Genomic DNA, 17,382 nt, shown 5'->3' with positions numbered 1-17,382 from the left:
AGGATTGACTGCACTGATCTTTGTGCTAGCTTGCCCGGGTTATCGTGACCTTGATCCGTGGGAGGAGTCATGCGTTTCCTGAATTCCGTCGCCCTGGCCGCTGGCCTGGGGCTTGTTTCGCTGGCCGGAATGGCCACCGGCGCCCTGTCGCAGGACGTCAAGATCGGCTTTATCGTCAAGCAGCCCGAAGAGCCCTGGTTTCAGGACGAATGGAAATTCGCTGATCAGGCAGGCGCCGAGGCGGGCTTTGACGTCATCAAGATCGGCGCCAGCGATGGCGAGCAACTGATGGCGGCCATCGACAACCTGTCGGCGCAGGGCGCGCAGGGCTTCGTCGTCTGCACGCCCGACGTGAACCTGGGCCCGGCCATCGTCGCGCGGGCCAATGCGGCGGGGCTGAAGCTGATGACGGTGGACGACCGGCTGGTCGACGCCTCGGGCACCGAGATGGAGGATGTCGTCCATATGGGCATCTCTGCCCGCAAGATCGGGCAGACGGTGGGCGAGGCCATCGCCGCCGAAATCGCCGCGCGCGGCTGGTCCATGGATCAGGTGGGCGCGCTGCGCATCGCCTATGACCAGTTGCCCACAGCGGTCGACCGCACCGGCGGCGCGGTGGATGCGCTGACGGCGGCGGGCTTTCCGGCGGCCAATATCTTTGACGCCCCGCAATCGCGCACCGACACCGAGGCCGCGCTGAACGCCGCGACCGTGGTGCTGAACCAGCACCCCGACATCAAGCACTGGATCGCCTTCGGCCTGAACGACGAGGCGGTTCTGGGCGCGGTACGGGCCGCCGAGGGCGCGGGCATCGGCGCGGGTGACATGATCGGCGTCGGCATCGGCGGTGCCGCATCCGCGATCAACGAATTCGAACGCCCCGATGCCACCGGGTTCTTTGGCACGGTGGTCATCTCGCCCAAGCGGCACGGCTATGAGACGGCGATGAACATGTATGAATGGATCGCCAACGACGCCATGCCCGAGCTGCTGACCCTGACCTCGGGCACGCTGGCCACCCGCGATGATTACCAGCAGGTGCTGGCGGATCTGGGCATCGAGTGACGGGCCGGGCCGGCCCCTTGCGGGCCGGCCCCTGCCTTTGGGGGGCGCATGGATCATCATTTCGAATATCGCGGCATCACCAAGACCTATCCCGGCGTCACCGCGCTGGAGGATGTCAGCTTCGGCGTGCGCCGGGGCGCGGTCCATGGGCTGATGGGCGAGAATGGCGCGGGCAAATCGACGCTGATCCGCATCCTGTCGGGCGACCAGCAGCCCGATTGCGGCAGCATCGTGATCGACGGGGTGGCGCAGCAGTTCGCTTCGGTTCGCGATGCCTCGGACAACGGCATCACCGTCATTCATCAGGAACTGCAGCTGGTGCCTGACCTGACCGTAGCCGAGAACCTGTATCTGGGCCGCATTCCGTCGCGGGCGGGCTTCATCTCGCGGGCCCGGATGATCGCGGATGTGCAGGCGGTGCTGGACGATTTCGGCATCGTCGTCGATGCGGGCGCGCGGGTGGCCCACCTGCCGCTTGGCGCGCGCCAGATGGTCGAGGTGGCCAAGGCCGTCATGGTCCGCGCGCGGGTGATCGCGCTGGACGAGCCGACCTCGTCGCTGTCCTCGCGCGAAAGCACGGTGCTGTTTGCGATGATCGCGCGGCTCAAGGCTCAGGGCGCCGTGATCCTCTATGTCTCGCATCGCATGGACGAGATTTTCCAGATCTGCGACAGCATGACGGTGCTGCGCGACGGGAAACTGGCCGCCCATCACAACACGCTGGAGGGCGTGACGCGCGCGCAGATCGTGTCCGAGATGGTGGGCCGCGAAATCGCCGACATCTGGAACTGGCGCCCCCGCCCCTTGGGCGACGTGCGCCTGACGGTCGAGGGCATGGCGGGCGACCGGCTGTCCCATCCGGGCAGCTTTGCCGCCCGCAAAGGCGAGATCCTGGGCTTTTTCGGCCTGATCGGCGCGGGCCGGTCCGAACTGATGCGGCTGATCTATGGCGCCGATCCGGCGCGGGCGGGCCGCGTGACGCTGGATGGCGAAAGCTATGGCACCACCGATCCCAGCCGCTCGATCCGGCGCGGCATCGGATACTGCTCGGAAGACCGCAAGCATGACGGCATCCTGAACGGTCGTTCGATCGAGGAAAACATCACCATCTCGGCCCGCAGGTTGTGGTCGCGCGGCGGCTTCCTGCGCCCCGCGCGCGAGGCCGAGGTGGCCGAAGCCCAGATCAAACGCCTGCGCGTGCGCACGCCCTCGCGCCATCAGGACATCGCGAACCTGTCGGGCGGCAACCAGCAAAAGGTCATTCTGGCCCGCTGGCTGGCCGAGGAACGCATGCGCGTGCTGATCGTGGACGAGCCGACGCGCGGCATCGACGTGGGCGCGAAATCGGAAATCTACGACCTGCTGTACGGGCTGGCCGAACAGGGCATGACGATCCTTGTCGTGTCCTCGGAACTGCCCGAGATCATGGGCATCTGCGACCGCGTGCTGGTCATGTGCCAGCACCGCATCCACGCCGAATTCACCCGCGACACGTTCAGCGAACAGGCCCTGCTGGCCGCCGCCCTGCCCGACGGGCAAGGCGCAACCGCCGCCTGAGACCCCGGAGACCAACAAGATGACGACGATCAGGAAAATCCTTCTGGGCGAACAGGGGCTGCTGGTGATCTTTGCGATCGCGCTGGTTCTGGTGTCGCTGTTCGTGCCGAACTTTCTGTCGACCCGGAATGTGATCGGGCTGCTGCAGGCCTCGGTCACGATCGGGCTGGTGGCCTGTTCGATGATGCTGTGTCTGGCGACGCGCGATTTCGACCTGTCTGTCGGCTCGACCGTGGCCTTTACCGGCATGATTGCCGTGATGGTGACCAATGCCACCGGCAACATTCCGGTCGGCATTCTGGGCGCGATCGTCGCCGGGGCGGCGGTGGGGATGATCAACGGCGTGATCATCGCCCGGATCGGCATCAACGCTTTGATCACCACGCTGGCCACGATGCAGATCGTGCGCGGCTTTGGGTTGCTGGTGTCCGACGGGCGCGCGGTGGGCGTGAAGGAGCCGGGCTTTTACAACATCGCCCTGTCCAGCGTCTTTGGAATCCCCACCCCCATCATCGTGCTGGTTCTGGCCTTTGTCACCTTTGGCGTGATCCTGAACCGCACCGTCTTTGGCCGCAACACGCTGGCCATCGGCGGCAACCCGGATGCGGCGCGGCTGGCGGGCGTCAAGGTCGTGCAGACCCGCATCATCATCTTTGCCATTCAGGGCGTGATGTGCGCCATCGCGGGGGTGCTGCTGGCCTCGCGCATCACTTCGGGCCAGCCCAATGCGGCCACGGGGCTGGAGCTGGCCGCCATCTCGGCCTGCGTGCTGGGGGGCGTGTCGCTGGCGGGCGGACGGGCCACGATGACCGGGGTGATCATCGGTGTCCTTATTCTGGGCATCGCCGAGAACGTCATGAATTTGCTTAACATTCAGGCGTTTTATCAGTATGTTGTGCGCGGGGTGATCCTGTTGTTCGCAGTGCTGCTGGACAATCTGCGCAGTTCCAGCGGGATGCGGCGATGAAAGATTTCAGCGACAGGCTGGATCTGCGCGCGGGCGATCTGACGCTGCGGATCGGGGCGCGGGGCGGGGTGATTCTCGACTTCAGGCGTGGCGGTGTCGCGCTGATGCGGCCTGCGGCCGAGGGGGCCGCGCCGGGGGACAGTGCCTGCTTTCCGCTGGTCCCCTGGGGCAACCGGGTGCGCGATAACCGGTTTGACCACGGCGGCGCCACATATCACCTGACGCCGAATGCCCCGCCCGAACCGCTGCATCTGCACGGCGCGGGCTGGCAGTCGGTCTGGACGGTCGAGAGCGCCGGGACCTCCTCTGCCCGGCTGTGCCATCACCATGATGGCCGCGGCCTGCCCCATCACTATCTGGCCCGGCAGGTGTTCGAGCTGGACCCGGACCGCCTGCGCATGACCCTGTCGGTGACGAATACCGGCGACAGGGCGCTGCCCTTCGGCCTTGGCTGGCACCCGTTCTTTCCTGCCGGAGGCGTGCTGCGGGCCCCCGCAACCGGGATCTGGACCGAGGGGCCGGACCATCTGCCCGCCACCCGCAGCCCGGTCCGGGGCGATCTGGATTTCGCCGCCCCCCGCCCCTTGCCGCCCCGTCGCATCAACACCGCGTTTGACGGCTGGACCGGTGACGCGCGGATCGACTGGCCCGCACAGGACCTGTCGCTGACGATATCCGCCGACCCGGTCTTTCGCCACTATCAGCTGTACCAGCCTGCGGCAGACAGCTTTTTCGCGTTTGAACCCATGAGCCATCTGCCCGGCGCCATGTCCCTGCCCGATCCGGGCGGCCTGACGCCCCTTGCCCCCGGCCAGACCCTTGCCGGAACCATCATTCTGACCCCCGGCGCCGGGGCCATTGCCGGAGACCCGTCGTGAAGATCACCGCCCTCAAGACCTTCATCGTGCCGCCGCGCTGGTGTTTTCTGAAGATCGAGACCGATGAAGGGATCAGCGGCTGGGGCGAGCCCGTCGTCGAGGGCCGCGCCCACACGGTCGAAACGGCCGTGCACGAGCTGGCCGATTACCTGATCGGGCAGGACCCGCTGCGGATCGAGGATCACTGGCAGGTCATGTATCGCGCGGGCTTCTATCGCGGCGGCCCCATCCTGATGAGCGCGATCGCGGGCGTCGATCAGGCGCTGTGGGACATCAAGGGCCGCGCCTATGGCCAGCCGGTGCATCAGTTGCTGGGCGGACCCTGTCGCGACCGGATCAAGGTCTATAGCTGGGTCGGCGGCGATCGCCCCGCCGATGTGGCGGGGGCGGCGCAGGCGGCGGTGGCGGCCGGGTTCAGGGCGCTGAAAATGAACGGCACCGAGGAGTTGCAGATCGTCGACAGCCACGCCAGGATCGACGCGGTGGTCGAAACACTGGCCACGGTCCGCGCCGCTGTGGGCCCTCATATCGGGCTGGGCGTCGATTTCCACGGCAGGGTGCATCGCCCGATGGCCAAGGCCCTGATCCGCGAGCTGGAACAGTTCCGCCTGATGTTCATCGAGGAACCGCTGCTGTCCGAGCATCTGGACGCCATCGCCGAGGTCGCCAAGGGCTCGTCCACGCCCATCGCCTTGGGCGAGCGGCTGTATTCGCGCTGGGATTTCCGGCAGGTGCTGGAAAGCCGCGTGGTCGACATCATCCAGCCCGATCTGAGCCATGCGGGCGGCATCACCGAATGCCGCAAGATCGCCGCCATGGCCGAGGCCTATGACGTGGCGCTGGCGCCGCATTGCCCGCTTGGGCCGATCGCGCTGGCCGCCTGCCTGCAGGTGGATGCGGTCAGCTATAACGCGTTCATTCAGGAGCAAAGCCTCGGCATCCACTATAACGGGCCGGGGCGCGATCTGCTGGACTATCTGGTCGATCCGGGCGTCTTTGCCTATGCCGACGGCATGGTGGCCATCCCGCAGGGCGTGGGTCTGGGCATCGAGGTGAACGAAGAGGCCGTGATCGAGGCTGCGAAAACCGGGCATCGCTGGCGCAACCCGGTCTGGCGACACGAAGACGGCTCGGTCGCGGAGTGGTGAGATGAGCGGACGGCTGGCGGGCAGGTATATCGCGGTCACGGGCGCGGCGCAGGGGATCGGGCAGGCCATCGCGGCAGATATGCGGTCCGAGGGGGCAGACCTGTTTCTGATTGACCTCGACCCCGATCTGCTGGCCGCTTCGGTCGCCGGTCTGCAGGCCGCGCCCGGCGGGCAGGTCCATCAGGCGCAGGCGGATATTGCCGATGCAGACCGGGTGGCGCAGGTCTTTGCCGGGGCGGCAGAGGCGGCGGGCCGCCCGCTGGACGGGCTGATCAACAACGCGGGCGTGAATGTCTTTCACAGGCCGCTGGACACCTCGGACGCCGAATGGCGCCGGGCCTTCGCCATCAATCTGGACGGGGCATGGGCCTGTGCACGCGCGGTGCTGCCGGGGATGATCGCGCGGGGGCACGGGGTGATCCTCAACATCGCCTCGACCCATGCCTTCACGATCATTCCGCAGACCTTTCCCTATCCGGTGGTGAAACACGCGCTGCTGGGGCTGACCCGGTCGCTGGCGCTGGAATATGCGGGGGCAGGCGTGCGGGTGAATGCGCTGGCGCCGGGCTATGTCGCCACGCAGAAGGTCATCGACTGGTGGGACGCCGATCCAGATCCGGCGGCGGCGCGCGCCCGGACGATGGCGCTGCATCCGCAGGGCCGGATCGCCACGCCCCGGGAAATCGCGCGCGCGGCGGTGTTCATGATCTCGGACGAATGCCCGTTCATGACCGCGACCTGTCTGACCGTCGATGGCGGCCTCAGCGTGCGGCAGCACGCCTGATGTGGCCTCGGGGCGGGTGCTGCCGCCCGCCCCATCCCGCCACCGGATCAGCCCTCAGACAAAGCGGTTGATCCAGTTCTCCAGCCGTTCCTGACGGCCCGAGCGGGGCGCCGGGTTGATCCCCTCGTCCAGCACCCGCTGCGCAAGGCTGGCCAGATCGGTGTCCAGCATGGCCTGCCCGCCGGGCGTGTCCCACCCGGCATAGCGGGCGCGGCGGGCGTCCTCCAGCCCGCCATCCTCCAGCATCGCCGCCGCCGCCTTGAGGCCGCGCGCACAGGCGTCCATCGCGCCCGCATGCCCCAGAATCAGATCCGCGGCATCCAGCGACTGCCGCCGCACCTTGCTGTCGAAATTGGTGCCGCCGGTCGTAAAGCCGCCCGCTTTCAGCACCTCGTAATAGGCCAGCGCGATTTCCGGCACGTTGTTGGGGAACTGATCGGTGTCCCAGCCCGACTGATAGTCATTGCGGTTCATGTCGATCGAACCCAGCATGCCTTCTGCGGCGGCGACTGCCAGTTCATGCTCGAACGAATGGCCCGCAAGGATCGCATGGCCCTGTTCGAGGTTCAGCTTGACCTCGCGCTCCAGCCCGTATTTGCGCAGAAAGCCGATGCAGGTCGCGGCGTCATAATCATACTGGTGCTTGGACGGCTCCTGCGGCTTGGGCTCGACCAGAATGGCGCCCTTGAAGCCGATCTTGTGCTTGTACTCGACGACCATCGACAGGAATCGGCCCATATGGTCCTGTTCCAGCGCCAGATCGGTGTTCAGCAGCGTCTCATACCCCTCGCGCCCGCCCCACAGGACGTAATTCTCGGCCCCCATGCGGTGGCTGGCATCCATGCAGGATTTCACCGTGGCGGCGGCAAAGGCGAACACATCCGGGTCGGGATTGGTCGAGGCGCCCGACATCCAGCGGCGATGGCTGAACATATTGGCGGTGCCCCACAGACAGCGGGTGCGGCGCCCCTCCATCAGGCCAAGGATATGGTCGGTCATCTCGTCCAGCGTCGCCAGATTGGCCGCGAAGCTGCCCTGATCGGGGCGCAGATCGGCGTCATGCCAGCAAAAGAACGGCGCGCCGAGAATGTCGAACATCGCAAACGCCTCATCGGCCTTTTGCTTGGCGCGGGCCATATCGTCCTGCGGATACCACGGGCGCTGGAAGGTCTGGCCGCCGAACGGGTCGCCCCCCTCCCATGCGAAACTGTGCCACCAGGCGACAGCAAAGCGCAGATGATCCTCCAGCCGCTTGCCCATGACCACCTCATCGGGGTCATAATGGCGATAGGCGAATTCACTGGTGCTGTCGGGCCCCTCATAGCGCAGGGCGGGAATGTCTTTGAAAAAGCTCATGTTGCAGGTCCGGTCAGGGACACCCAGCGGGCGTCGTTTTGCGAGGATTGGATGCAGGCGGCGATGAACGCCATGCCCGCCAGCCCGTCCGACAGGCCCGGCATATGGGCGGCGGCGTCATCGCCCCGGATCAGATGCGCGGCCTCGGTATAGAGAGTGGCGAAGGCTTCCAGATAGCCCTCGGGATGGCCTGCGGGCGTGCGCAGGTTGCGCAGGCCCGCGCCCGCAGCGCCATGGCCCGCCCGCGTCAGGATCTGCGTCGGCTGGCCGAAGGCGGTAAAGCGCATCCGGTTGGGCTCTTCCTGATCCCATTCCAGCCCGCCCTTGTCGCCATAAAGCCGCAGGCGCAGGGCGTTTTCGCGGCCCACCGCCACCTGCGAGGCCCACAGCATTCCCTTGGCGCCGCCGTCAAAGCGCAGCATGACATGGACATTGTCGTCCACCCGCCGCCCGTCGACAAAGGCGTCCAGATCGGCGGCGACCGATGTGGCGCCAAGACCCGAGACATAGCCCGCCAGATGATAGGCATGGGTGCCGATATCGCCGATGCAGCCCCCGGCACCCGAACGGGCCGGATCGGTGCGCCAGTCGGCCTGCTTGTTCGCGGCCGGTTCGGTCAGCCAGTCCTGCACATATTCGACCTGCACCACCCGGATGCGGCCAAGCGCACCCGCCGCCACCATCTCGCGCGCCTGCCGGATCAGGGGATAGGCGGTGTAGTTATGGGTCAGAAAGAACCGCGCGCGGCTGGCGCGGGCGGCGCGGGCGATGGCCTGCGCCTGATCGGCGGTCGCGGCCAGCGGCTTGTCGCAGATGACATGGATCCCCGCCTCCAGAAAGGCCACGGCGGGACCGGCATGCAGATGGTTCGGCGTCACGATCGCCACCGCGTCGATGCCATCCGCCCGCGCGGCCTCGGCCTGTGCCATCTGCCGGTAATCGCCATAGCTGCGGTCCGGCGCGATGCCCAGTTCGGCCGCCGAGGCCGCCGCCCGGTCCTCATCCGACGACAGCGCGCCCGCAACCAGATCCCACTGCCCGTCAATGCGCGAGGCGATGCGGTGGACGGCGCCGATAAAGGCCCCCTGCCCGCCGCCGACCATTCCCAGTTTCAGCCTTTGCATGATGTCCTCCTCAGGTATGCAGGCGCAGCCCCTCGCCCTCGCGCGCGAAAAGATGCAGGTTTTCGGGCGCGATGGTCACGACGATGCGGCTTGCATCAGAGACGCGCATCGGGGCGGCGATCATCAGGTCCGGATCGGTCTGCGTGACCACATAGGACGCCGCCCCCGTCCGCTCGATCATGCCCACCGGCAGGTCCAGCCGGTTGATGTCGCGACCCGCCCCTAATTCCAGATGTTCCGGGCGCAGACCAACCGTGACCGCCTCGCCCGCAGGGCGGCACCCGGCAAAGGACAGCACAGGCGCGCCGGGCAGGTCAAGCCGCACCGTCCGGCCATCGGCCTCGATGGTGCCATTCACGAAATTCATCGCCGGGCTGCCGATGAAGCCCGCGACAAAGCGGTTGGCGGGGCGGTCATACAGTTCCAGCGGCGCGCCCTGCTGTTCGATCCGGCCCGCACGCAGCACGACGACATGATCGGCCATCGTCATCGCCTCGATCTGATCATGGGTGACATAGACCGAGGTGGCGCCGAGGCGATTGTGCAGCTTGCGGATCTCGGCGCGCATATGGACGCGCAGGGCCGCATCCAGGTTCGACAACGGTTCGTCGAACAGGAACGCCTTGGGATCGCGGATAATCGCCCGGCCCATGGCGACGCGCTGGCGCTGACCGCCCGACAGTTCGCGGGGATAGCGGTCCAGCAGCCCGTCCAGACCGGTGATGCGGGCGATCTCTTCGACGGCCTTGTCCATCCCGGCCCGGTCCCGGCGCTTCAGGCGCAGCGAATAGGTCAGGTTCCGCCGCACCGTCATATGCGGATAAAGCGCGTAGGACTGAAACACCATTGCAAGGTCACGCTCGCGCGGGGCAAGGTCGGTCACGTCGCGGCCTGCGATATGGATCTGGCCGTTGGTGATCCCCTCCAGCCCCGCAATGGTGCGCAAAAGGGTCGACTTGCCGCAGCCCGAAGGCCCGACCAGCGCCACAAACTGCCCCTCGGGAATCTCCAGCGTCACGTCGCGCAGCGCGTGATAGGCGCCGTAATACTTGTTGATCCGGTCCAGCGTGATCTGAAGGTTCATTTCAAGGCTCCTGAGGTCAGGCCGCTGACGATCTGGCGTTGCAGCAGGACAAAGACGATAAGGATGGGGGTGACGTAGATGGCCGAATAGGTCATCACGCCCGCCCAGTCCGAACTGTTCGGCCCCATGAAGGATTGCAGCCCCACCGTGGCCGGCTGCAGCGCCCGGTCGGCGATCAGCGACCGGGAATAGACGTATTCCCCGAAGGACTGCAGGAAGATCAGCACCGAGGTCACCAGCACGCCATTGCGCGCCAGCGGCACATTGATGGTCAGGAAGGCGCCAAGACGGCTGTTGCCATCGACCAGCGCCGCCTCTTCCAGCTCGCGCGGGACCTGCAGGAACGTGGCGCGCACCAGCACGATATACAGCGGCATGACCTTGGCGGCCTGCGCCAGCACCACCGACAGGCGCGGATATTCCAGCAGCCCCATCTGGTTGAAGGCCACGAAGATCGGCGTGATCATCAGCGACGAGGGCAGCACCTGCATCATCAGCACGGCAAACAGCACCGCGTCCATCCAGCGGTTGCGGATGCGCGCCAGCACATAGGCGCAGCCGGTGCCCAACACCGCGACGATGAACGTCACACCCCCCGCGATCAGCAGCGAGTTGCGCAGATAGACGTCCATACGCATCCGCATCCAGACATCGGCGACCTGCAGGTTCAGGTCACGCGGCCAGAAGGTCGGCGGGTTCGCAAAGATCTCGGTCCCCGATTTCAGCGCCGTGACATACATCCAGTACAGCGGGAAAAGGTAGATCGACAGGATCACGACGGCGATCGCCAGAAGTCCGTACTTGCGGGACATGATCTCAGCTTTCCTGTTCATAGCGGGTCGAGCGCACATAGATGGCCGCGACCCCGATCACGAAGCCGATCATCAGCACCGAAATGACCGAGCCCAGCCCGATCTCGTAATTCTGAAAGGCCAGCTGCCATGACCAGTATTGCAGCACGTTGGAGGAATTGGCCGGACCGCCCTGGGTCAGCGCGGCGAACAGGTCGAACTGCTGCAGCGTAAAGATGACACCCAGCGAGATGACCGCCCCCAGCTGCGCCCGCATCATCGGCAGGGTGATGGTGAAAAAGCGCTGGATGCGGGTCGCGCCGTCCATCTCGGCCGCCTCATAGACATCGCCCGGAATGCCCGCCAGCCCGACCGACAGCAGGATCATGTTGAAGGGCACGCCCAGCCAGATATTGGCAAGGATCACGGAATACAGCGCCACATCCGGGTCGGACAGCCAGAAGAGGCGCCCCTCGATCAGGCCAAGCTGGCGCAGGATATGGTTGAAGACGCCGAAATCGCCCGCCAGCAGCCAGCCCCAGACCGCACCCACCACCAGCGCCGGCATGATCCACCCCGCCAGAAAAAGGCCCCGCAGCCAGTTGTTCAGCGGAAAATCAAGCTGAAAGAACAGCGCCAGCCCAAAGCCCAGCACCAGCTGCGCCACCACCGAGATGCCCACGAACCTGACCGTGTTCCAGAAGATCGGCCCCGCCTCGGGACGCGACAGAACCTCGCGGTAGTTGTCCAGCCCGACAAACGGCCGGTCGAACGAGGTCAGCGTGAACAGGTCCACGCTCTGAAACGACATGATCAGGTTGTAGGTCAGCGGAAAGGCCGAAAAGACAACGAGGTATCCAAGGGCCAGCACGACCAGTACGGTGTCAAACCCTACCCCATCGCGGAACGTCTTGGTGAACTTGAGCATCGGGCAGTCGTCCAATCAGGAGGGGATGCGGCGGGCCTGACAGCCCGCCAGAGATGGTCTCGGGCAGGATCAGTTCAGATGGCGGTCGATCTGCGTCTGCGCCTGTGCCAGCGCCTCCTGTGGGCTGGATTGCCCGGTCAGCGCCGACTGGATCGCAGACTGGATCGCCTGTGAGATCTGCGGCCATTGCGGGCTGGGGCCACGGTTGCGTGCAAACTGCATGCTTTCCTCGAACACGGCATAGATGTCGGGATAGTTCGGATCGGTCACCTCGACCGCCGAGGCCGGAAGAAAGCCGAACTCGTTCCAGACACGGGGCATCTGGGAATACATGTATTCGACAAAGCCAAAGGCCGCGTCGGGCTGATCGGTGCTGGCAAGGATCACATTGTCGCCCTCACCCAAAGCCGAGACGCGCTGGCCGCCTTCGGCCGGCATCGGCAGCATGGCGGCGCGGATCTCGAAATCAACCTCGGAGGTCATGCGCGGCAATTCCCACGGCCCGGAAATGGACATGGCGGCCGAGCCGTTGTTGAAGGTGCCGGTGCTGTCCCACTGCCCGCGGACCAGCGTGTCGCGCGAGGCCAGCCCCTCGTCGATGAAGCGCTTCCACAGGGTCAGGGCCTCGACCGCGCCGGACGTGTTGACGTTGTCGAAATCGCCGCCTGACATCTGCAGCCACGGCAGGAACTGGAACGTCCCCTCTTCGGTGCCGATGGCCGAGAAGGCCAGACCATAGATGTTGTCAGCGGGTCGGGTCAGGGTCTTTGCCGCCTCATACAGCTCGTCCCATGTCGTGGGCGGGCGGTCGGGGTCCAGCCCGGCTGTGCGGAACATGTCGGCGTTGTAATACAGCGCAATCGTGTTGGCGCCGCGCGGCAGGCCGTAGATGCCGTCCTCCCATGTCACCGAGGCGCGCGGGCCGGGAAAGATGTCCTCGGCATTCACGATGCCGGACGCCTCGATATGGGGCGTCAGGTCCAGCAGCAGCCCGCGCGAGGCGAACAGCGCGATTTCCGGGTTGTCGACATAGGTGATGTCGGGCGCATTGCCGGTGGCCACCGCGCGGGCCAGATCATTGACCATGTCCTGAAACTGCACGGTGCGGACGTTGATCTTTACATCGGGATTGGCGGCCATGTATTCGTCGGCCATCACATAGTGATATTCGCCCGGACGATCTATGGTCCACAGATCCAGTTCCGTCTGCTGGGCAGAGGCCGTGGCGGCAAGCACCACCCCCCCTGCGGCAAGCAGTATTCCCGTCAGTTTCTTGTCCATCATGGTCCCTCCCAAGGCGTTGTAACATATTGGTGAGATGCTGACCCGCATTACAAAAGCGACGGATCGCCACCTTCATAGGCGCCCTCGCCCGGCACGAAACTGCCGCCGCGACAGGTTTTCAGATAGCGCAGCGCGTGCATCTGCCCGGTCATTTCCAGCGCATCGCGATAGACCGGATCGTGCCAGCCCTCGATGTCGATCGCACCCTCATAGCCCGCCAGCCGCAATTCCGAGATGACATCGGTCCAGTTCGTGTCGCCAAAGCCCGGCGTGCGCATGAACACATGCGGCAGCTTGCCGAAAATGCCGTGTTCGCGGATCACGTCATGGCGGATGGTCGCGTCCTTGCCGTGAACGTGAAATATCCTGTGCGCCCATTTGCGGATCTGCGGCAGCGGGTCGATCAGATAGACCATCTGATGACACGGCTCCCATTCCAGTCCGATATTGTCGTCGGGCGTCTCGTTGAAGATCAGCTCCCACGCGTCGGGGTTGTGGGCGATGTTCCAGTCGCCGCTCTGCCAGTTGCCGTCCATCGCGCAGTTTTCAAAGGCCAGCTTCACGCCCTTGTCGGCGGCGCGTTTCGCCAGCTCCGACCAGACCTGCCGATAGCGCGGCAGGCTGTCCTCGATCGGCTTGCCCCGCACGCGGCCGGTAAAGCCCGCCACGCAGGTCGCGCCGAAATGATGCGCATTGTCGATACAGTCCTTCCATCCCTGCAGCGTGTCGCGGTCCAGCGGGTCGGTTTCCAGCGGGTTGCCGAACATGCCAAGCGTCGAGATGGTGATGTCGCGATCCCCGATCGCCTCGACGCAGCGCTTTCCCAACTCGGCCAGATCCTGCCCGTTGGTGGTCTGCCAGAAGAACGGCTCGAAACTTTCAAAGCCCATAGCGGCGATCTCACCGATGCGGGCAGCGGCCTGCCCGCCCGAGGCGGCGACCATCGTGCCGATGCGGATGGCTGTTGCAGGATTGCTCATGGCGTCCCCTTTCAGATGGAAATGTCGACAAAGCAGCCGCGTTCGGCGCTTTTGATGGCAGCAAAGGTCATGGCGAGGCTGTGGATATTGTCATGGGCATCGGTCAGCGGTGCGCGGCCACTGGCCCGCGCCTCCAGAAAATCAGCGATCACCCCGGCATGACCCTCGGCGGCCAGAGGCGTGTCCAGCGGCGGCACCTCGATCGTTTCATGCGGGCGCAGAAAGCCCCCCTCACCGGCGACGATTTCCGCGCGGAACCCCTCGTTTCCGTCCCACAGCAGCGTGCCGCGCGCGCCCACGATGCGCCATTGCGCCTCCCATGCGGTGGGCAGCCCCTCGGCGCACCAGGATCCGCGATAGCTCATCGTCACGCCACCGCCGCAATCGAACAGCGCCGCCGCATTGGCACCATGTGCGTACCAGGAATGTGCCGGATTGCTTTCCAGACAGACCACGCGGCGCGGCTCGATCCCGGCGACATAACGCGCGGCGTCAAAGGTATGGATGGCCATGTCATGCAGCAGAACATGCTCCATTTCCTCGCGGAAGCCGCCGAAATGCGGCGCGATGAAGAAATCGCAATGCACCTCGGACACCGGACCTATGGCGCCGCTGTGCAGAAACGCCCTGGCGCGGCGGATGCCCGGCAGATGGCGACGGTTCTGCACGACCCCGTGCAGCCGCCCCGCCCTGTCGCGCGCCTCGGCCAACGCCCGCGCCTCGGCCATCGAGTTCCCAAGCGGCTTTTCTGACAGCACATCGCAACCGGCGGCAAAGGCGGTGGTCACGACCTGACTGCGCGCAGCAGGCACGACGATGTCAAAGACGATATCCGGCCTCAGCTCGGCCAGCATTGCGGCCAGATCCGACCCGGCAAGGGCCGCGCCATATCCCGCAGTGTCGGCCCGCGACCGGGCCAGCCCCGCATCCAGATCGACAAAGCCCAACAGCGCGACCTGCGGCTGTGTGGCATTGATCTGGTCGATTGCGCGCAGCCAGCCTTCGGACATGGCCCCGCACCCCACCATAACGGCAGTCTGCATGGATTTCCCCCTGACCAGAGCGCACCCTCCCCGGCACGTCTGGTTTCCGTAAACGTTTACGAACCATAGCGCCGCGTGCCAGCTTGTGTCAATTGTTTAATGGAAACGTTTACGGAGATTTCGACGGGTGAATATCAAGGGCCTCGCACAACATCTTGGATTATCCATCGGAACCGTGTCCCGCGCGCTGAACGGCAAGCCCGACGTGAACCCGCAGACCCGCGAGCGGGTCCTCGATGCGGCGCTGAAGCTGGGCTATCGCGCCAATGCCTCGGGGCGGTCGCTGCGTCGCGGCTCGACTCAGACCGTGGCGCTGCTGATGGAGACGGGTCAGGCCGATGTGCGCGGCGGCGACAATTTCTTTATCCGCATCATCGACAAGATGCAGGAGCGTCTGGCCACGGCCGATCACGATCTGATCGTATTGCCCGTGAACTCCGGCAGCGATCCGGTCGAATTCCTCAGGCGCACCATCGCCCGGGGCACGACAGACGCCATTGTCGTGACCGCCACCCGCGCCCATGATCCGCGCATCACGATGCTTCAGGACAGCCGAATGCCGTTTCTGGCCTTCGGACGCTCGCAGGTGCCGGGCGATTATGCTTGGGTCGATCTGGATTTCGACGGGTTTCTTCGGGAATCGATGCGCGCGCTGGCAGCCCTTGGCCACCGTCGCATCGCCATCAGCATACCGAAAAGCGATTCCAACATCGGCCTGCTGCTGACCCGCGCCTATCGCACGCTCTGTGACAATCTGGGACTGGTCCATGACCCCGAGCTGGTGATCGCGGCGGAAAGCACGGAATACGGCGGCAACAAGCTGGTCCGCGAGCATCTGCACCATCCGGACCGCGCAACCGCGCTTGTGCTGCATTACGAGATGATGGCGTTTGGCGCCTATAGCGCGCTGCGCGATGCCGGCCTTGTGCCCGGCCCGGACCTGTCCATCATTGCCCTCCGGCAGTCCCAGCAAATGCGGTTTCTGGACCCGCCGGTCTCGGCCTGCCCGATTGATGTCGAGGGGCTGGGGCGGCGGCTGGCGGACGAGACCCTGCGTGTCATCCGGGGTGAACGACCCAATGCCGCGCTGGTCTGGCCCGCGGAACCGGTGCTGACCGACAGCGTCGCCCCGCCCCGCGCAAATGGCGGCGGCTGACGGGGGCGCCTGCCGCCAGCATCAGCCGATGCCATGCGGCCCCCCTTGCTCGCCGCTCAGGGGGCCGGACATGCGGTTTATCCGGCGCCGGACATCTGCTGTGGCGATCGCCCCTGGTGGCTTGCCTTTTTGTCCGATCAGGCATACTACCATACATGTTTACAGTTGCTGTCGCGATCTGTCCGGCAGCCAGCTTCGGGGGAGAATGCCATGAAGATTGGCGCATTGAGAGAGGGTTTTGAGGGGGAGGCTCGGGTTTCGATCACGCCTTCCTCTGCGGGGCACCTGCGCAAGCTGGGGCATGAGGTGCTGGTCGAGACGGGCGCAGGCGCGCGGGCGGGGTTCTCGGATGAGACCTACCTTGCGGCGGGCGTCGAGGTTGTGGCCAGCGCGGCGCAGCTGATCGCGCAGGCCGACACCCTCGCCAAGGTCCGCCAGCCGACCGAGGCCGAGATGCGCCAGATGCGCAGCGGTCAGACGGTGATCTCGTTCTTTTATCCGGCGCAGAATGCGGAATTGCTGGCGCTGGCCCGCGAACAGGGCGTCACCGCCATCGCCATGGACATGGTGCCGCGCATCAGCCGCGCGCAGAAGATGGACGCGCTGTCGTCCATGGCCAATATCGCGGGCTATCGCGCGGTGATCGAGGCGGCCAACAATTTCGGGCGCTTTTTCACCGGGCAGGTGACGGCGGCGGGCAAGGTGCCGCCCGCGCGGGTGCTGGTCGTGGGCGCGGGCGTGGCCGGGCTGGCCGCGATCGGGGCCGCCGTGTCGCTTGGCGCGCAGGTCAATGCCTTCGACGTGCGCCCCGAAGTGGCCGAGCAGATCGAATCGATGGGCGCGGAATTCGTCTATCTGGACTTCGACGGACCGGCACAGGATGGCGCGGCGACTGGCGGCTATGCGGCGCCCTCATCCCCCGAATTCCGGGAAAAACAGCTGGCCCGGTTCCGCGAGCTGGCGCCCCAGATGGACATCGTGATCACCACGGCGCTGATCCCGGGCCGCGATGCGCCCAAGCTGTGGACCGCCGATATGGTGGCGATGATGAAGCCCGGATCGGTCATCATTGATCTGGCCGCCGAAAAGGGCGGCAATTGCGACCTGACCGTCGCCGACGAACGCATCGTGACCGAAAACGGTGTGATCATCGTGGGTTACACCGATTTCCCCTCGCGCATGGCGGCGCAGTCATCCGAGCTGTACGGCAACAATATCCGCCATTTCATCGCCGATC

The 17,382-nt window shown here is 65.6% G+C and carries 16 protein-coding genes; 8 read left to right on the top strand and 8 right to left on the bottom strand.

The features are described from left to right. Positions 1-69: 69 nt before the first annotated feature. Genes ACK41U_RS05015 through ACK41U_RS04990 form a run of 6 tightly spaced genes read left to right on the top strand, consistent with a single transcriptional unit; the run spans position 70 to position 6,399 of the window. Positions 70-1,065 carry an arabinose ABC transporter substrate-binding protein gene (locus ACK41U_RS05015; RefSeq protein WP_409676876.1) on the top strand — a complete coding sequence of 332 codons (996 nt, stop codon included), beginning with the start codon at positions 70-72 and terminating at the stop codon, positions 1,063-1,065. A 48-nt stretch (positions 1,066-1,113) separates the two neighbouring features. Beyond that, complete coding sequence (gene araG / locus ACK41U_RS05010; RefSeq protein WP_409676874.1) at positions 1,114-2,622, top strand: L-arabinose ABC transporter ATP-binding protein AraG; 1,509 nt, start codon at positions 1,114-1,116, stop codon at positions 2,620-2,622. 19 nt (positions 2,623-2,641) lie between these two features. Then, on the top strand, positions 2,642-3,589 hold the full coding sequence (gene araH / locus ACK41U_RS05005; protein WP_409676872.1) for an L-arabinose ABC transporter permease AraH: 948 nt from the start codon (positions 2,642-2,644) through the stop codon (positions 3,587-3,589). Next, the gene (locus tag ACK41U_RS05000) at positions 3,586-4,467 is read left to right on the top strand and encodes an aldose 1-epimerase (protein WP_409676870.1); all 882 of its coding nucleotides are present in this window, start codon (positions 3,586-3,588) and stop codon (positions 4,465-4,467) included. Before araH ends, ACK41U_RS05000 begins: the two co-directional genes overlap by 4 nt. Beyond that, entirely contained in the window at positions 4,464-5,615 is a 1,152-nt protein-coding gene (gene dgoD / locus ACK41U_RS04995) for a galactonate dehydratase (RefSeq protein WP_409676868.1), read from the top strand. Before ACK41U_RS05000 ends, dgoD begins: the two co-directional genes overlap by 4 nt. A gap of 1 nt (position 5,616) precedes the next feature. Next, positions 5,617-6,399 carry an SDR family oxidoreductase gene (locus tag ACK41U_RS04990; RefSeq protein WP_409676866.1) on the top strand — a complete coding sequence of 261 codons (783 nt, stop codon included), beginning with the start codon at positions 5,617-5,619 and terminating at the stop codon, positions 6,397-6,399. Positions 6,400-6,453: 54 nt separating this feature from the next. Here the strand turns inward: ACK41U_RS04990 and xylA are convergent, their stop codons facing one another. From xylA to ACK41U_RS04950, 8 genes are all read right to left on the bottom strand, one after another. After that, complete coding sequence (gene xylA / locus ACK41U_RS04985) at positions 6,454-7,755, bottom strand: xylose isomerase (protein WP_409676864.1); 1,302 nt, start codon at positions 7,753-7,755, stop codon at positions 6,454-6,456. Further along, complete coding sequence (locus tag ACK41U_RS04980) at positions 7,752-8,879, bottom strand: Gfo/Idh/MocA family protein (protein WP_409676862.1); 1,128 nt, start codon at positions 8,877-8,879, stop codon at positions 7,752-7,754. The genes xylA and ACK41U_RS04980 overlap by 4 nt, the downstream gene beginning before the upstream one ends. 10 nt (positions 8,880-8,889) lie before the next feature. Beyond that, positions 8,890-9,963: an ABC transporter ATP-binding protein gene (locus tag ACK41U_RS04975; protein ID WP_409676860.1), complete on the bottom strand. Its 1,074-nt coding sequence runs from the start codon at positions 9,961-9,963 to the stop codon at positions 8,890-8,892. After that, the gene (locus tag ACK41U_RS04970) at positions 9,960-10,775 is read right to left on the bottom strand and encodes a carbohydrate ABC transporter permease (RefSeq protein WP_409676858.1); all 816 of its coding nucleotides are present in this window, start codon (positions 10,773-10,775) and stop codon (positions 9,960-9,962) included. The genes ACK41U_RS04975 and ACK41U_RS04970 overlap by 4 nt, the downstream gene beginning before the upstream one ends. 4 nt (positions 10,776-10,779) lie before the next feature. Continuing rightward, positions 10,780-11,682 (bottom strand): carbohydrate ABC transporter permease, encoded by a 903-nt coding sequence (locus ACK41U_RS04965; RefSeq protein WP_409676856.1) that lies wholly within the window; start codon positions 11,680-11,682, stop codon positions 10,780-10,782. 69 nt (positions 11,683-11,751) lie between these two features. Further along, positions 11,752-12,963, bottom strand: coding sequence for an ABC transporter substrate-binding protein (locus ACK41U_RS04960; RefSeq protein WP_409676854.1), 1,212 nt, complete (start codon positions 12,961-12,963; stop codon positions 11,752-11,754). A 50-nt stretch (positions 12,964-13,013) separates the two neighbouring features. After that, positions 13,014-13,946 carry a sugar phosphate isomerase/epimerase family protein gene (locus ACK41U_RS04955; protein ID WP_409676852.1) on the bottom strand — a complete coding sequence of 311 codons (933 nt, stop codon included), beginning with the start codon at positions 13,944-13,946 and terminating at the stop codon, positions 13,014-13,016. 11 nt (positions 13,947-13,957) lie between these two features. Further along, entirely contained in the window at positions 13,958-14,989 is a 1,032-nt protein-coding gene (locus tag ACK41U_RS04950) for a Gfo/Idh/MocA family protein (protein WP_409676850.1), read from the bottom strand. A 127-nt stretch (positions 14,990-15,116) separates the two neighbouring features. Here ACK41U_RS04950 and ACK41U_RS04945 point away from each other — a divergent pair, with 127 nt between their 5' ends. Together ACK41U_RS04945 and ACK41U_RS04940 are read left to right on the top strand one after the other, a co-directional pair. Next, positions 15,117-16,145, top strand: coding sequence for a LacI family DNA-binding transcriptional regulator (locus ACK41U_RS04945; protein WP_409676848.1), 1,029 nt, complete (start codon positions 15,117-15,119; stop codon positions 16,143-16,145). A 210-nt stretch (positions 16,146-16,355) separates the two neighbouring features. Then, positions 16,356-17,382 (top strand): Re/Si-specific NAD(P)(+) transhydrogenase subunit alpha (locus tag ACK41U_RS04940; RefSeq protein WP_409676846.1); only part of this gene is annotated, 1,027 nt, incomplete at its 3' end.

The sequence above is a fragment of the Paracoccus sp. (in: a-proteobacteria) genome, assembly GCF_046289755.1.
Lineage (GTDB): Bacteria > Pseudomonadota > Alphaproteobacteria > Rhodobacterales > Rhodobacteraceae > Paracoccus.
Note: the sequence above shows the minus strand (reverse complement) of the source record. Positions and strands in the feature narration are given on the sequence as shown.

What these genes read in the sequence shown, in the direction of transcription:
- ACK41U_RS05015 (WP_409676876.1), top strand. Translation starts at nt 70, where the DNA reads ATGCGTTTCCTGAATTCCGTCGCCCTGGCCGCTGGCCTGGGGCTTGTT.
- araG (WP_409676874.1), top strand. Translation starts at nt 1,114, where the DNA reads ATGGATCATCATTTCGAATATCGCGGCATCACCAAGACCTATCCCGGC.
- araH (WP_409676872.1), top strand. Translation starts at nt 2,642, where the DNA reads ATGACGACGATCAGGAAAATCCTTCTGGGCGAACAGGGGCTGCTGGTG.
- ACK41U_RS05000 (WP_409676870.1), top strand. Translation starts at nt 3,586, where the DNA reads ATGAAAGATTTCAGCGACAGGCTGGATCTGCGCGCGGGCGATCTGACG.
- ACK41U_RS04990 (WP_409676866.1), top strand. Translation starts at nt 5,617, where the DNA reads ATGAGCGGACGGCTGGCGGGCAGGTATATCGCGGTCACGGGCGCGGCG.
- xylA (WP_409676864.1), bottom strand. Translation starts at nt 7,755, where the DNA reads ATGAGCTTTTTCAAAGACATTCCCGCCCTGCGCTATGAGGGGCCCGAC.
- ACK41U_RS04980 (WP_409676862.1), bottom strand. Translation starts at nt 8,879, where the DNA reads ATGCAAAGGCTGAAACTGGGAATGGTCGGCGGCGGGCAGGGGGCCTTT.
- ACK41U_RS04975 (WP_409676860.1), bottom strand. Translation starts at nt 9,963, where the DNA reads ATGAACCTTCAGATCACGCTGGACCGGATCAACAAGTATTACGGCGCC.
- ACK41U_RS04970 (WP_409676858.1), bottom strand. Translation starts at nt 10,775, where the DNA reads ATGTCCCGCAAGTACGGACTTCTGGCGATCGCCGTCGTGATCCTGTCG.
- ACK41U_RS04965 (WP_409676856.1), bottom strand. Translation starts at nt 11,682, where the DNA reads ATGCTCAAGTTCACCAAGACGTTCCGCGATGGGGTAGGGTTTGACACC.
- ACK41U_RS04960 (WP_409676854.1), bottom strand. Translation starts at nt 12,963, where the DNA reads ATGGACAAGAAACTGACGGGAATACTGCTTGCCGCAGGGGGGGTGGTG.
- ACK41U_RS04955 (WP_409676852.1), bottom strand. Translation starts at nt 13,946, where the DNA reads ATGAGCAATCCTGCAACAGCCATCCGCATCGGCACGATGGTCGCCGCC.
- ACK41U_RS04950 (WP_409676850.1), bottom strand. Translation starts at nt 14,989, where the DNA reads ATGCAGACTGCCGTTATGGTGGGGTGCGGGGCCATGTCCGAAGGCTGG.